The organism is Exiguobacterium sp. R-17, assembly GCF_049913315.1.
GTDB lineage: Bacteria > Bacillota > Bacilli > Exiguobacteriales > Exiguobacteriaceae > Exiguobacterium_A.
On record NZ_CP184372.1, the window covers coordinates 173,651 to 187,350 of the forward strand.

Annotated in this window: 15 protein-coding genes; 10 read left to right on the top strand and 5 right to left on the bottom strand. The window is 47.6% G+C overall.

Translation table 11 applies throughout. The annotated features are described in order from the left end of the window. The first annotated feature begins 85 nt into the window (after window positions 1-85). The 5 genes from ACN9MT_RS01060 (at window position 86) to ACN9MT_RS01080 (ending at window position 4,371) form a co-directional block, all read left to right on the top strand. Window positions 86-628: a sigma-70 family RNA polymerase sigma factor gene (locus ACN9MT_RS01060; RefSeq protein ID WP_426272598.1), complete on the top strand. Its 543-nt coding sequence runs from the start codon at window positions 86-88 to the stop codon at window positions 626-628. Further along, a complete protein-coding gene (locus ACN9MT_RS01065) occupies window positions 603-1,958 on the top strand; it encodes a DUF4179 domain-containing protein (protein ID WP_308102258.1) in 1,356 nt (451 codons plus the stop codon). The genes ACN9MT_RS01060 and ACN9MT_RS01065 overlap by 26 nt, the downstream gene beginning before the upstream one ends. A gap of 65 nt (window positions 1,959-2,023) precedes the next feature. Next, the gene (locus ACN9MT_RS01070; protein ID WP_426272599.1) at window positions 2,024-2,506 is read left to right on the top strand and encodes a GNAT family N-acetyltransferase; all 483 of its coding nucleotides are present in this window, start codon (window positions 2,024-2,026) and stop codon (window positions 2,504-2,506) included. A 97-nt stretch (window positions 2,507-2,603) separates the two neighbouring features. Continuing rightward, the gene (locus ACN9MT_RS01075; RefSeq protein WP_426272600.1) at window positions 2,604-3,671 is read left to right on the top strand and encodes a YcjF family protein; all 1,068 of its coding nucleotides are present in this window, start codon (window positions 2,604-2,606) and stop codon (window positions 3,669-3,671) included. 40 nt (window positions 3,672-3,711) lie between these two features. Next, complete coding sequence (locus tag ACN9MT_RS01080) at window positions 3,712-4,371, top strand: peroxiredoxin-like family protein (protein WP_426272601.1); 660 nt, start codon at window positions 3,712-3,714, stop codon at window positions 4,369-4,371. Between the two features lie 60 nt (window positions 4,372-4,431). Here the strand turns inward: ACN9MT_RS01080 and ACN9MT_RS01085 are convergent, their stop codons facing one another. Beyond that, window positions 4,432-5,550 carry a glycosyltransferase family 4 protein gene (locus ACN9MT_RS01085; protein ID WP_368915405.1) on the bottom strand — a complete coding sequence of 373 codons (1,119 nt, stop codon included), beginning with the start codon at window positions 5,548-5,550 and terminating at the stop codon, window positions 4,432-4,434. A gap of 193 nt (window positions 5,551-5,743) precedes the next feature. Between ACN9MT_RS01085 and ypfJ the strand changes: the two genes are divergently transcribed. Continuing rightward, on the top strand, window positions 5,744-6,586 hold the full coding sequence (ypfJ, locus tag ACN9MT_RS01090) for a KPN_02809 family neutral zinc metallopeptidase (RefSeq protein ID WP_056064528.1): 843 nt from the start codon (window positions 5,744-5,746) through the stop codon (window positions 6,584-6,586). Between the two features lie 83 nt (window positions 6,587-6,669). Beyond that, window positions 6,670-6,837 (top strand): hypothetical protein, encoded by a 168-nt coding sequence (locus ACN9MT_RS01095; RefSeq protein ID WP_290776663.1) that lies wholly within the window; start codon window positions 6,670-6,672, stop codon window positions 6,835-6,837. A gap of 63 nt (window positions 6,838-6,900) precedes the next feature. Here the strand turns inward: ACN9MT_RS01095 and ACN9MT_RS01100 are convergent, their stop codons facing one another. Both ACN9MT_RS01100 and ACN9MT_RS01105 read right to left on the bottom strand, forming a co-directional pair. Further along, the gene (locus tag ACN9MT_RS01100) at window positions 6,901-7,269 is read right to left on the bottom strand and encodes a nuclear transport factor 2 family protein (protein WP_035411560.1); all 369 of its coding nucleotides are present in this window, start codon (window positions 7,267-7,269) and stop codon (window positions 6,901-6,903) included. Between the two features lie 22 nt (window positions 7,270-7,291). Next, the gene (locus ACN9MT_RS01105) at window positions 7,292-7,777 is read right to left on the bottom strand and encodes an Rrf2 family transcriptional regulator (RefSeq protein WP_426272602.1); all 486 of its coding nucleotides are present in this window, start codon (window positions 7,775-7,777) and stop codon (window positions 7,292-7,294) included. Window positions 7,778-7,985: 208 nt separating this feature from the next. Between ACN9MT_RS01105 and cydD the strand changes: the two genes are divergently transcribed. The 3 genes from cydD to ACN9MT_RS01120 all read left to right on the top strand — a co-directional run bounded on the left by cydD (window position 7,986) and on the right by ACN9MT_RS01120 (window position 12,185). Further along, window positions 7,986-9,716, top strand: a complete 1,731-nt coding sequence (gene cydD / locus ACN9MT_RS01110) for a thiol reductant ABC exporter subunit CydD (RefSeq protein WP_426272603.1) — start codon at window positions 7,986-7,988, stop codon at window positions 9,714-9,716. Beyond that, window positions 9,713-11,422, top strand: coding sequence for a thiol reductant ABC exporter subunit CydC (gene cydC, locus ACN9MT_RS01115; protein ID WP_426272604.1), 1,710 nt, complete (start codon window positions 9,713-9,715; stop codon window positions 11,420-11,422). Before cydD ends, cydC begins: the two co-directional genes overlap by 4 nt. Window positions 11,423-11,546: 124 nt before the next feature. Next, window positions 11,547-12,185 carry a cyclase gene (locus tag ACN9MT_RS01120; RefSeq protein ID WP_426272605.1) on the top strand — a complete coding sequence of 213 codons (639 nt, stop codon included), beginning with the start codon at window positions 11,547-11,549 and terminating at the stop codon, window positions 12,183-12,185. 37 nt (window positions 12,186-12,222) lie between these two features. Here the strand turns inward: ACN9MT_RS01120 and kynB are convergent, their stop codons facing one another. Together kynB and kynA are read right to left on the bottom strand one after the other, a co-directional pair. Continuing rightward, window positions 12,223-12,846 (bottom strand): arylformamidase, encoded by a 624-nt coding sequence (gene kynB, locus ACN9MT_RS01125; RefSeq protein WP_326188585.1) that lies wholly within the window; start codon window positions 12,844-12,846, stop codon window positions 12,223-12,225. Between the two features lie 13 nt (window positions 12,847-12,859). Continuing rightward, window positions 12,860-13,699, bottom strand: coding sequence for a tryptophan 2,3-dioxygenase (kynA, locus tag ACN9MT_RS01130; RefSeq protein ID WP_426272606.1), 840 nt, complete (start codon window positions 13,697-13,699; stop codon window positions 12,860-12,862). Window position 13,700: the final 1 nt, after the last annotated feature.

The following is a 13,700-nucleotide window of genomic DNA, read 5'->3' on the forward strand; positions in this document are numbered from 1 at the left end:
GAAACACAAGAGTCCTTTTCTTTTGGATATTTTTTGAAACTTTTCTCGGTTTATCATGCTCTAATAAGTAAAGGGAGGGAACACGATGGACTTACGAAACGAGCACACGACACTCGTCCGCCGTGCGATGAAGCACGATGAAGCGGCGTTCGAGCAATTGGTGCTACTACATAGCGAACAACTCTACCGAACAGCATATCTTTATGTGAAGAACGAACACGATGCCTTAGACGTCGTACAAGAGACAGTTTATAAAGCGTTCATCTCGATCGAACAAGTGAAGGAACCGAAACATTTCGTGACGTGGATCACGAAAATTCTGATCCGTAATTGTTACCGCGCGTTGGAAAAACAACAACCAACAGATGATATCTTACTTCATGTTCCGGTACAGGAAGACCAATCGCGAGACGAACACCTCGATCTCGTGCACGCGTTATCGCATCTGCGAAAAGAATACCGGGATGTCTTAGTTCTTTTCTATTTTCATGATATTCCGATGAAAGAGATTGCAAGCTTCATCGGGATCACCCTTAATACGGTGAAGACCTATTTAAAACGAGGACGAGAAGAGTTAAAAATACAGTTAGGAGGAATGGATTATGGCACAGCACGATCTACAAAATGACTACGAAAAAATTCCCGTACCGACGAACGCGTTACAAGATCGAATTCGTCAAGGAATTACGCAAGGCGTAGCGGAACGACAACACGTACGTCCGCGCCGGAAACAATACGTAGCTATTGCCGGTCTTGCAGCATCGTTGTTTGTAACGACATTCATCGTCCCACCGTTTGCTTCCGCGATGTCACACGTTCCGTTGATTGGTGGACTGTATCGTCCCTTTACAGAACAGGGGACAGTCGGAACTGAAATCGAGAAGAAACAGCTCGCAACAACAATTGATCAGACGGTAACCGATCAAGGCATTACGATCAAGGTCGTCGACGCCTACTATGATGGTACGACGATCGGGATGAACCTGACGGCAACTGGTGTACCAGACGTCAACGAAACGAAACGAGCTGCTTTTTATGAAGTGTTCAAAGGGGATAAACGATTCGAAGGTACTGAAAATCAAGAACTGGCACATTTCAAACAGGACGGTAAGGTATGGAAAGCACGAATCGAATATGATGTCGGCTTACAGAAATTAAGTGATTCCATGCAGGTGCCACTCGTGATTTCGGAAATGTTTGGTCTAGACGGAAACTGGCAATTCGAGGTTCCCGTCAAACGACTGCAAGCGATTGAACAGACGTTTAATACGACGGTGAAGAATCCTGATTATGCGGTCGATGTCACGTTGAAACAGATGACAAAAGGACAGGCGAGTACGACGTTTGATTATACGGCGGTTTATCCGAAGTCATATGATTACCGAATCATATTTTCATTGTTTGATGATAGTGGGAAAGAAGTCATTCACAATTGGTCAGAAAGTACAGCCTTAGTAAGCCATACGAATACTTCATCCGAGCGAACCGATACGTCACGGCTTAGTCTAGGCAACTATGTGATTCCGAGTGGGGCATACACATTGCATCCTCAATTAAGCATTACACCTAAAACAACGTTTATTCCATTGACGACATCGTTACCTTACGCGGAGCAGAATCCAACACATCCGTTAAAAATGACGACACAAAACATTAAGATTACGGACTCTCAAGTAATCGTCGATTTTGAAACGAATGCAGTCGAAATGTTATCAAACATTAAATTGGATGCAGTGAGAAGCATGTTCTTGATTCAAGGAAACGAACCACCGGATGGGCGTGAAATCAAACCACACATCACGGTACGAGATGCGAACCAAAAGCAATTCCGAGCAACGTTTACGTTATCAGCGTCACAAATGGCATCCATTGACGAATTTTATCTGGAGACAGGTTACTCGAATATCATGACGAACACACCAATCGACTTGAAGCCGATTCCGTTCACCGTCGATTAAACAGGAGACTCCTGACATGCTGTCGAACTAGAATCAGCATGTGAGCAACAAAGGAGTCTGATGAAATGGAAGTACGTCAAATGACAGCGGAAGATTACCCAGAAGTCGTTCGGATCTACGAACAAGGAATAAAGACGGAGAACGCGACGTTTCGCACGGAAGCATTACCGTACGAAGAATGGACGAAGCATCACCACGAACACAGTCGACTCGTTGCAATCGAAGGCGAGCAACTGCTCGGCTGGGTCGCGTTAAGTCCGTTTTCTTCGATTCCGGCATACGCCGGTGTCGCGGAAATCAGTCTCTATATTGCAGAAGAAGCACGCGGTAAAGGTGTCGGCACTCGCTTGATGGAAGACGTCATTAAAGCAAGTGAAGCAGCCGGAATCTGGACCCTGCAATCGCAAGTCTTTCCGGAAAATCAAGCGAGTCTCCGTCTTCATGAACGTTTTAATTTTCGGAAAGTCGGTCGCCGGGAGCGAATTGGTCGGCTCGGAGGCAGATGGCGCGATACGGTATTGCTCGAGCGACGCAGCACATATCTCTAAAATTCGGCAAGTGGACGCAATGTTCCCTTGCCTTCTTTGTGTTGAAAGCAAGGGATAACGGGAAAAGACAGACAGCAAAAGAAGGGGAGGGATCACGATGGATGATTTTTTTGGTGAGGGACTTGAGACCAATCAACAAAAGCGGAAACGCAAACTGGAGGAAATCTTTGATCAGTCGTTTGAATCGGAGCGCCGGGATTTTAATCAATCGTTGGAGCAGGACGTGACGGTTGCTCTGATTGGAGATGTCAATGCGGGAAAATCCTCGACCTTGAACGCAATTCTTGGTCGCGAAGTCGCAACGGTCGGAGCACGCCCAGGTGAAACGGTCCGCATCGATCAAGTAAGGCAACATCCGGAAGATAAAGTCATCTTCGTCGATACACCGGGATTAAATGATGCCAATACACAGAACTCGGAAGCGACATGGACGTATTATCAAAGTGCCGATGTCATCCTTTATTTTTTAAATGCGGCAGGTACTGTCTTATCTGAGACAGAAACGAAGAATTTTCAGAAAATCTATCAACATAACCAAAATGTCTTGATCGTTGTCACGAAGATGGATGCGACGGATGATGTCGACACGATCGTTCGCCATATTGCAGAAAAACTACCGGGACCAAAAATCATTCCCGTATCAGCACGAGAAGGAACGAATATTGATTTGCTCCGCCGGGAGGTCCTCGATATCTTAAAAAAGTTCGACAAGGATAATGTGTTCGTTCGCCAGATGGATCCGACCGTTCGCGGGAAGATCGCCAACAATTGGATCGTGGGTGCTGGAACAGCCGCTGGTGCGATTGGTGCCGTCCCGTTTCCCGGAGCCGACATCATTCCATTAACTTCAATCCAAATCGGTTTGATGCTCAAGTTATCGAATCTGTACGAACGACAGTTATCCAAGGAGAGTGCAAAAGAATTGCTTGTCGTGACGATCGTCGGAAACTCCGGAAAAACGGCTTTTCGGCAAATAGCGAAACTGGTTCCTGGATATGGAGCCGTCATTGCAGCGGGAGTTGCTTCGACAGCGACCCTTGCGCTCGGATACGGAACGAAATATGTCTATGAGAATAAGCTCGAACTAACGCCGGAACAACTAATGGGATTCGTCAAACGATTCCGGAAGAAAACGGAGGAAACGTCAGAAGAGACAAACGAGTAATTCCCCTGTTATTCTATAAAGCAATAAAGGGAGAGAACGTATGACACGCTTACTTGAAGAAATTAAACAGTATCAATCGGAATTTCGACAAAAGGCACCTGCTGAGAAACAACGCCTGATGGCGGAAGCGACAGCAGAATTAACTGCTTCTGGAGTCGCACAAGGTCTAGATGTCGGTGACACAATCCCACACTTTACGTTACCAGATGTATCCGGCAAACCTGTGGCGATCGAGACATTACTCGAGCAAGGTCCTGTCATCTTGACGTTCTACCGGGGTGGCTGGTGTCCGTACTGCAATCTCGAGCTTCGCGCTTACGAACGGGAGATCGAACGGATTCGCGCACTTGGTGCAACCGTTGTTGCAATCAGTCCGGAGACGCCTGATTTTGCTGAACAAACAGCGGATAAGAATGGCTTGAGTTTCCCTGTCTTAAGTGACGTTGATTTACATGTATCCCGCCAATTTGATTTGGTGTTCGACTTGCCAGATTATTTGATTGAGATTTACAAAGCATCGGGACTTGATGTAGCGAAGCACAATGGAAATGAGGATTGGCAGTTACCGAAACCGGCGACGTTTATCATTGATACGAATGGTGTGATTCGTTTCGTAGAAGTGCCGTCCGATTATACGAAACGCGTTGATCCAGAACGCATCCTCCAAAACCTTGAACAGAATAAAAAGTATGAAGATTGACTTAAACGGTCTGGCTTCTCTCTACTTGTTGGGAGAAGTCAGACCGTTTGAAGTTTACCTTTATTTTGTATCAAGCAGTACTTGTCTTAACCATTCTTGAAACTTGAGATCAGTCTGTTGCCAGTCCATTGCCCGTGCAAAATGATGAGCGGAGGTACGAATGGCTTCGTACTCCTCTGAATCTCGGAAACAAGCTCGCATTTCGGCAGCGAGTGCACCAGGTGTTTTGTTTTTAGCCATGTAGCCTGTCATGCCATACTGAACGGCGTCTCGGACACCAGGAGCATCATATACGATGGACGGTGTTCCGACAGCTGCCGCTTCAATTATAGGAAAACCCACGCCTTCGCGTATAGAAGGGAAGAGGAGAGCGGTGGCACGACTCATCATGCTGCGCGTTTCTGTTTCAGTGATTGAATCGTAGTATGTGATAGCATCCTTCACTTCTTTAGGAAGGGGAAGTGTAAGGTATTGCAAAAGATGAGAGCTGTTACGAATACCAATAAGCCAGAGGCGTGTCTCAGGAAACTCACGTTGGACCATGAGGAATGCCCCAATCGTATCTTGAAGTTCTTTTTCGTTCAGACGGTTGATATATAGAAAGGTTGGAACATGTTCTTTTAACTCCCATTCCTGTTCAGACCACGGGGAAAAGGAAAGTCCTGGCGGCAACATCGTGATATGACTGTTAGTAAAACCAGCACTTTGTAGTTCATCTACAACAGAGGGGCTGACAGTCAAGGCATGACTATCTTTATACCAGCTTAACCGTCGAGTCTCTGTCCATTCGCCAAGCTTTGAAAAAGGAAAAACAAGTGTCGTCGACCAACGCTCACGAATCAATTGATAAAGAAATAAAGTTCGTTTATGACGTGGAACATACAGTGGTGTGAAGAAATGAAACCCATTCAAATGATCCAGAACTAAATCAATCGTTTTAGCATAAGACCAGTAATAATAAAGTGCATATGGGATAAGAGAAGCTGTCGTACCATAACGGAGGTAAGTGATACCATCTCGATACTCCGTCGGTGATCCGCCCTTGAATGAGACAGACAAATGGGTAACTCGGTAGGTAGTACTGACACGCCGCAACATTTCATGAATAAAAGTTTCAGCTTCTCCGGCTTGTGGATGTCGAGCATCACGCCAAGATAAAAAAAGTAGATGAGGTTTCATGTCATACCTCCTTTGCGTAGAAAAAATTGGATCCGAAAGATCGGCTCTGCTACTAATCTTCTCTACAGTAGAAGGATATTCCTAGAAAATGCATCAAATCAATAGACTTCTGTTTCATCCATGATGTCCTGAAGAGTTATGTATAAAAGCTTTTGGGTAAAGAACAATAACGAAACGGGTAGGAGGAAAGCGCATGAAATGGAAAGGAAGAGAACGGAGTTCAAACGTCGAGGACCGGCGAGGAATGGGTGGGAAAGGAATCGCCGGTATCGGCGGTGGTGTCGGGATCATCCTGCTGATCGTAATCACTTTGATGGGCGGTAATCCAACTGAACTACTCGGAGACTTAACCGGTGGGGATCAGCAAAATACGACGTATGAGGAAACAGCGCAGGAAAAAGAAGCAGCGGACTTTGTCTCCGTTGTCTTAGCCGATACGGAACGAGTCTGGACGAAAGAATTTAAAGAAGATGGTAAGACCTATAAAAAACCGACACTCGTCTTATATACGGATCAAGTTAGTTCGGCTTGCGGACAAGCAGGGAAGTCCGTCGGTCCCTTTTACTGTCCCGGTGATCAGAAATTATACATTGATTTAAGCTTTTATGATGAACTGCAGACGAAATACGGGGCACCGGGCGATTTTGCGATGGCCTATGTCATTGCGCATGAAGTCGGGCATCATGTCCAGACGTTACTCGGAAAATCGGATGAGATCATGCCACTTCGAAAGCAAATGAGTGAGGAGAAGTTCAATAAATACCTCGTTCGATTCGAGCTACAGGCAGATTATTATGCCGGCGTCTGGGCGCATCACGCGCAAGGCGAAAACTTGCTCGAAGAAGGCGATCTCGAAGAAGCGTTGACGGCAGCGAATGCTGTTGGGGACGATACGTTACAAGAGAAAGGACAAGGATATGTCGTACCGGAAAGTTTCACCCACGGCACATCGGCGCAACGGGAACGTTGGTTCCAAAAAGGCTTTGATAACGGCACGATCGAAGGTGGAGACACATTCAAAGCGAAGAATCTATAAAACAAAGCAACGACATACCTTTTGAAACATTTTCCAGTCGTTTCCGTAAAGAAGAGAGAAGGATTCAAAGGGGAGTGTCGAAGTTGAAGCACATCAGTCTATTTTTGTTGCTGTATACGGCTGTCGTTGTATTGACGTACATCGTGTCACGATTTGCGCCAAACTTGTTGGTCTACATGGTCTATATCGCGATTGCGTCGTTACTCGTCATCACGGGCTACTTGCTGAAGCGACTCGTAATCAAACGTTAGAAATCAAAAAAACTGTGTTCTGCTTAAAAGCGGGACACAGTTTTTTGCTGATATGAACTTACCTTATGAACGGAACATCGTCGGATCATCTGGAACGTTCTCCAGGTAAGTGATCCGTCCGTTTTCATTAAGACGTGCGATATCTTTTCCGTCTTGCGTGAAGACGCTACCGTCTGCCCGTTTTCCGCAAACTGCCCAGCGTGTTTCATACGTTCCTGGTGTTGTTTCTTCCCAGCCAGCGTACATGTGCTTAATATCCTGATTCGCCGTGAACACATGACGGACGAATTGTTTCCAGGCGTCGATGCCGTGCTTTGGTTGTCCGTTCAGAACGAACGTGATGTCTGTCGTAAACAAGGAAACGAGATCCTCGAACGCTTGTGCGTCCGTGCGTGACGCGTCGAATAAGTCGAAATAACGATTCAATACCATAGTAAAAACCTCTTTCTGTTCATTAAAAAAGTGTCATCATCCGATCTGTGATTAACGCATGCAACCGTTCTAAATGTTCCGGTGGACAGGAGGTATCGATTGCTTGACGGATCGAGCCGATTGATTCGCGCTTCAACGTCGATTGCCAAGCATCTTCTGCCTCTGTCATCAGATTCGAGAGCAGACCGATCTCCTGTTCCTGAATCCCCATCAAATCTTCAAAGACACCACTTGACGCGTACAACGTCTGCTTGCCCTCGATCGCTTGATAAACGTCAAAGATTTGAATTTCGTCTGCCGGACGCCGTAAACGAAAGCCGCCTTTGACACCCGGTACGGAATACAACAGATCCGCCTGAACGAGTTTTCGTAAGAGTTTTTGAAAATAGGTTGGCGAGGCACCGAGTTGTTGGCTGATGAATTCACCGGGCAATACAGCGCGATCCGGAAGGAAGGTCAAGAGCAACATCGCATAAACGGATTGCTCGACTCCTGTTTTCATTTGCATAGAAAGACTCCTTTCGTTAAACGTGGATAATGTATATCCATAATAGTTCGATGATGAAAAATTGTCGAATGATATGCTCTCACAAAACCGTCACACCTTTTCGACAGCATCTGCATGGCATCCCCGTTCCGGATTCGGTATACTAAATGTACGATATGTGAAAATATTCACTAAAAGTCGTTCACACTTTGTGAAAGGACGTTTGTATATGAATCCATTAAAAGGAATCGTCCAGATTCCACGTAGTATTCTCATTCAATTCATCATTGCGGCTTTCTTAATGGGGGTCGCGGTCGTCGGTCAATCGTACGGCATCGTGTTAACAGTCGATCGGATTTTCCTAAAAGAACAACCGTTTGAAGCCGTCATTCCGTTACTACTCATCGTTCTCGGGATGCTGTTGCTCCGAGTCGTCGTGACGTATTGGAACGGTCGTCTCGGTACGACGTTATCGGCACACATGAAGCAGGCGCTTCGGGAAGCACTCGTTGCGAAATATACGAGTCGCTCAGTCGAGATGATGCTACAAGGGCAAGCGGGACAGAAGGTCAGTGTCTTGCTCGATGCAGTAGACGAGATGGACAGCTACTATAGTCAATATTTGCCGAAAGTCGTCCAGACGACAATCGTTCCCTTGATGGTCTTGATTGCGGCATTCAGCTATGACTGGATCACCGGTCTTGTCATGATGATCACGGCACCGTTCATTCCGTTGTTTTACATCATCATCGGCATCATGACGCAAAAGCGGGCCGATGCTCAACTCGAGAAGATGACGGCATTCTCAGGAACGTTCCTCGATACGTTACAAGGACTGACGACCTTGAAGTTATTCGGTCGCGCGAAACGACAGCGTGACGTCATCGAAAAAAGCAGTCTCGATTTCCGAGATGCGACATTAACGGTCTTGAAGCTCGCCTTCTTGTCGTCATTGATGCTTGAGTTCATCTCGATGCTTAGCATGGGAATGATTGCACTTGAAGTCAGTCTGCGTTTGATTCTGTTTCAAAGTATCACCTTTATCCCAGCGTTCTTGATGCTTGTGTTGGCACCAGAATACTATCTTGCCTTAAAAGAGATGGGGGCTGCTTTCCACACGGGACGCGGTAGTGTGGCAGCAGCGAAACAAATCGCAGCCGAACTGACGGCAGATGATCGTCCTGTTGCATTCGGTCAATCGGAACTCACGACCAATCGTCCACCACAAATCGTCTTGGATGAAGTTGGCTTTACGTACCAAGAAGGACGTTTTGCTCTGCAAGATATCGGGCTTACGATTGAGCCGTATCAAAAGGTGGCGTTGATCGGTCGCAGTGGTGCCGGTAAATCGACTGTCTTGCAGTTGATTGCCGGACTCGCGGATCCACAAGAAGGACGGATTCTACTCGACGGAACCGAGCGCGGTCAGGTGGAGGAAACAAGCTGGTTTCGTCAGTTGAGCTATATCTCGCAACATCCGTATCTGTATGCCGGAACACTGGCAGAAAACATCGCGATTGGTGAGCTTCGTCAAGCGACGCCGGAAGAGATTTTCGAAGCGGCGCAGGCGGCAGGGCTCGAGGAGTTGATTGCGACGTTGCCTGAAGGGATCGACACGGTGATCGGAGAAGGTGGACGCGGTCTATCGGGTGGCGAAAAACAGCGTGTTGCGTTAGCACGAGCGTTCTTGAAACGCCCGAACGTCGTCGTCTTTGATGAACCGACGACTGGACTTGATGTCAAAACGGAGCGACTGCTCCAACAAGCGATTGAGCAACTCGGACAATCGGCAACGGTCATCACTGTCGCGCACCGTTTGCATACGATTGAACGATCGGATCAAATCGTCGTTCTCGACGGCGGACGAATCGTCGATCGTGGCACCCATGATGAATTGCTTGGTCGAGATTCGGAATATGCGCGGATGCGTAGCGTCCAGAGAGGGGAGGAAACACGATGAAGGAATTATTAGGAGTCTTTCGGTTGATGGTGCATCAAAAACGCGATATCGCCTGGTCGATCTTCTTCGGTGTCCTCGCCGGTGTGACAGCGGTCGGTTTATTCGCAGCAAGTGGTTACCTGATTTCAAAGGCAGCCTTGTTGCCACCGATCCAGACACTCGCCGTCTTGATCGCCCTGCAAAAAGTGTCGAGTCTGACGCGCGCCGTCAGTCGGTATGCGGAACGCTATTATTCGCACCGGGCGACGTTTACGATCCTTAGTGACATCCGAACATCATTTTACCGTCGTCTCGAGCCGCTTGCGCCAGGGATTTTTGGTAAGTACCGCAGTGGGGATTTACTTGCGCGGATCGTCGGGGATGTCGAGAGTCTGCAAAATACGTTCTTACGTGTCCTCTATCCACCGATCGTGTTGCTGCTCGTTTTCTTCTGTACGATCTTTTTCGTCAGTTTCTTCTCATGGACGATTGCCGGGATTCTGTTGCTTGGTTTAATTCTGACCGGTTTCTTGATTCCGGGATGGTTCGCGTACCGTGAACAACGCTTTGCCCGTTCAGTCCGTGTTCGACGTGGTGACTTGTCGACAGAAGTGACAGAGTTATTCCAAGGCTATCGTGATTTGAAGATTTACCAACAGCTCGACCAAAAGGAACAGGACTTGAATGCCGTCGCGAAACGGTATGTCGAGGAAGAGAAACGTAATGGTTTACACGCTGTCTCGAACCTGGCCTTAAATACGATGGTGACGTTGATCATCTCTTGGCTTGTCCTCGGTGTGGGTGCCTATCTCGTCGCAAGCGGACAACTCGAGGGAGTTTTCCTCGCTTTACTCGTCATGACATCGCTGACCGTCTTTGAAAATGCGGCACCGATGGCGATCTTACCCGGCTTTTTTGAAGACAGCCGGCATGCTGCGAAACGACTCGATGAAGTCGTGACTGAGCAAGAGGAGCCGACGTACGCTCCGTTCGTCCTCGATCAGGCACCGTCCTTTGAAACGAATGCGCTGACGTTTACGTTTCCTGATGCACCCCGTCCAGTCTTACGTGACGTCACTGTTTCGATTCCAGCTGGTAAGAAGACGGCAATCGTCGGAGCGAGTGGTTCTGGGAAATCAACGTTACTTCAATTGATGTTACGGATGTATCCGACGGACGGATTAACGATTGCTGGACAGGACAGTCAGACGGTTGATCCGGAAGGACTCTGGCAGCACGCGAATGTCGTCTTGCAACAAAATCACTACTTTTATGGAACGCTTCGTGATAATCTACTGCTCGCAAACGAAGCAGCGACGGACGAAGCGATGCGACAAGCACTCGACGATGTCGGATTAACGACATTCGAGTTGAGTGATCGTGTGTTTGAAAAAGGAGAGAACTTATCCGGAGGAGAAAAACAGCGGCTAGCGATTGCCCGCGTGCTCTTGCGGGAAGCATCGCTTTACTTGCTTGACGAACCGACGTCATCCGTTGATTCTTTGACGGAACAGATGATTCTCAAGCGACTGTTTGCGCGAGCAACGGATGCGACACTCGTCCTCGTCAGCCACCGCTTAGCGGGTCTTGAAGCGATGGATCAAATCATCGTCATGGATCAAGGACAAGTCATCGAAGTCGGAACGTATGCCGAATTGATGACACGACAAGGGGCATTTTATGAGTTAAAACAAGTCGAACAATCTGTGTTTGCTCCAATTGGATAAAAAGTATGGAAGGCAATGAATCAAGTAAGGTTCATTGTCTTTTTTATTTAGCTTGGAAGAACTGAAAAGACATGACAGTCTACTTCTGAAATGGTAAAGTCTAGAAAAAACATAGGGGGATTTTATGCATATCGAACAATCATCCATCGTTGTCGATCAGACGACCGTTTCATATGATCATTTTCAGATGGGATCCAAACAGGTCTGCTTCTTGATTTCGGGAGCATCGTACGTATACGACCATCCATACTTTTACTACAGTCGAATGGCATTACTCGCGCGAGGCATCGATGTCATCTGCATTCACTATGTGACAGAAGATCTATTTTCAATGTCAGACGCTGAATCAAATGCCTGCATGACGCGCCGGGTTGACGCTGTCGTCTCGGAAGTGCTGGCAAAGCATCCATACGAAAACGTTCAGTTTATCGCAAAATCGTTAGGCACGATTCCGCTTGCCGCGTTACTTGCTAAGCCGAGTCTACAGACAGCGCGCTTCGTTTTCTTAACACCCGTCCTAAATGAAGTGGTTGAACAAATCGCCACATCGACGCAAGCTGGACTGATCGTCATTGGCACGGCCGATAAGTTTTATGATGAGGCAGCACTTGAAACGTGTCGGACATCACAATTAATGATCGATGTTATCGAAGGAGCGAATCATTCACTCGATCAAGGATTTGAGGTCGATTCGTCACTTGCAGTTCTCGGACATGTCATTCGTCAGATCGAAGCCAGTCTATTCGAACCGCTACATAAGTAAAAAATCCGTCCAGCAGAGAGGCTGCTGGACGGATTTTTTAGTATGGACGAAGTAAGGCGCGAACGGGACTACCATCGCCGTCGACGAGCGGGAGCGGGACGGCATTCAAGTGATAATCACCAGGCGTGATCGCATCGAGGACGAGTCCTTCGAGGATATGGACTCCATGCTGCGCCAGTGCGTGATGGGCTGCCATTTCCTTGCTATCGATCGCATCGACACTTGGTAAGTCGAGACCAATCAGCGAAATCCCGAGTTCTCCGAGACGCTCAGCAAGACTTGGTGTCAACACAGGAATCGTCTCTGGGAAAGTCGATTTGTCGATCCAACCATCCGTTTTGATGATCAAGCGTTGGACGTCATTTAGCTCAAAGCCATCTAAATCAGCGGCTGTGATTTCTGTACGACCTGGTAAGTAAATGACACGCGCATGTCCGATATAGAGGTCTGGATCCAGGTCGATGATTTTTTGTCCGGCATCATCAAAATGAAACGGCGCGTCGACATGGGTACCGGTATGCAGACTCATCGTAACTTTGCCGACGTTAACGGAACCGGTCTCTGCCTTATTCCATGTCAATGTCGCTTCAAACGGTGTATCCCCCGGCCACGTCGTGACGTGACGATCAAGTGGTTGTGAAACATCAATCCATCGTGTCATCGTTTCATCCTCCTCATAATGTCGTGCGGACCGACCACAGTTCCGGGAAGAACCGGTGGTCGAGCACACGCCGTAGATAACTGACACCAGACGAACCGCCCGTTCCTGGCTTTTGTCCGATGATCCGTTCGACGGTACTCATATGGTTAAAGCGCCACATCTGTTGCTGGCTCCCGATATCCAGTAATTTTTCACCGAGTTCATACAGATCCCAGTATTGCTCGACATCTCGATAGACGCTTGCCCAAGCGGCCTCGACACTTGCATTCGGCGTCCAGTCTTCCGTGACATCACGCTCAAGGACGGACTCGTCGATCGGTAGTCCATGACGCGCCATCGCGCGAATCGTTTCATCATAGATGCTTGGTGTCTTCAAGTCTTCGAGCATCATCGGATAGAGTATTTCATCATGTGCATAGACTTTTAGCATCTGCTCATTCTTGAAACCGAGCGCGAATTCGATTTGACGGTTTTGATACGACTGAAAACCGGACGAATGACCGAGCGCGTCACGGAATTCCAGATATTCGGCAGGGGTCAAGGTCGACAAGACATTCCACGACTGAATCAACTGGTGCTGAATCTTTGAGATGCGTGCGAGCATCTTAAACGATGATTCGAGATCATCGTTTGCGACCGCTTGCGTCGCTGCACGCATCTCATGCAGGATCAGCTTCATCCAGAGTTCGCTCGTTTGATGAATGATGATGAACAGCATCTCATCATGATGCCCCGATAAGCGATGTTGACTCGTAAGCAATGGATCTAGTTGCAAATAATCCCCGTAGGACATATCTTTCTTAAAATCCGTTTGAATCGATGCTTCAACAGACGTAGGATCTGTCTTTGTCATT

What these genes read in the sequence shown, in the direction of transcription:
- ACN9MT_RS01060 (WP_426272598.1), top strand. Translation starts at nt 86, where the DNA reads ATGGACTTACGAAACGAGCACACGACACTCGTCCGCCGTGCGATGAAG.
- ACN9MT_RS01065 (WP_308102258.1), top strand. Translation starts at nt 603, where the DNA reads ATGGCACAGCACGATCTACAAAATGACTACGAAAAAATTCCCGTACCG.
- ACN9MT_RS01080 (WP_426272601.1), top strand. Translation starts at nt 3,712, where the DNA reads ATGACACGCTTACTTGAAGAAATTAAACAGTATCAATCGGAATTTCGA.
- cydC (WP_426272604.1), top strand. Translation starts at nt 9,713, where the DNA reads ATGAAGGAATTATTAGGAGTCTTTCGGTTGATGGTGCATCAAAAACGC.
- ACN9MT_RS01070 (WP_426272599.1), top strand. Translation starts at nt 2,024, where the DNA reads ATGGAAGTACGTCAAATGACAGCGGAAGATTACCCAGAAGTCGTTCGG.
- ACN9MT_RS01075 (WP_426272600.1), top strand. Translation starts at nt 2,604, where the DNA reads ATGGATGATTTTTTTGGTGAGGGACTTGAGACCAATCAACAAAAGCGG.
- ypfJ (WP_056064528.1), top strand. Translation starts at nt 5,744, where the DNA reads ATGAAATGGAAAGGAAGAGAACGGAGTTCAAACGTCGAGGACCGGCGA.
- cydD (WP_426272603.1), top strand. Translation starts at nt 7,986, where the DNA reads ATGAATCCATTAAAAGGAATCGTCCAGATTCCACGTAGTATTCTCATT.
- ACN9MT_RS01085 (WP_368915405.1), bottom strand. Translation starts at nt 5,550, where the DNA reads ATGAAACCTCATCTACTTTTTTTATCTTGGCGTGATGCTCGACATCCA.
- kynA (WP_426272606.1), bottom strand. Translation starts at nt 13,699, where the DNA reads ATGACAAAGACAGATCCTACGTCTGTTGAAGCATCGATTCAAACGGAT.
- kynB (WP_326188585.1), bottom strand. Translation starts at nt 12,846, where the DNA reads ATGACACGATGGATTGATGTTTCACAACCACTTGATCGTCACGTCACG.
- ACN9MT_RS01100 (WP_035411560.1), bottom strand. Translation starts at nt 7,269, where the DNA reads ATGGTATTGAATCGTTATTTCGACTTATTCGACGCGTCACGCACGGAC.
- ACN9MT_RS01120 (WP_426272605.1), top strand. Translation starts at nt 11,547, where the DNA reads ATGCATATCGAACAATCATCCATCGTTGTCGATCAGACGACCGTTTCA.
- ACN9MT_RS01105 (WP_426272602.1), bottom strand. Translation starts at nt 7,777, where the DNA reads ATGCAAATGAAAACAGGAGTCGAGCAATCCGTTTATGCGATGTTGCTC.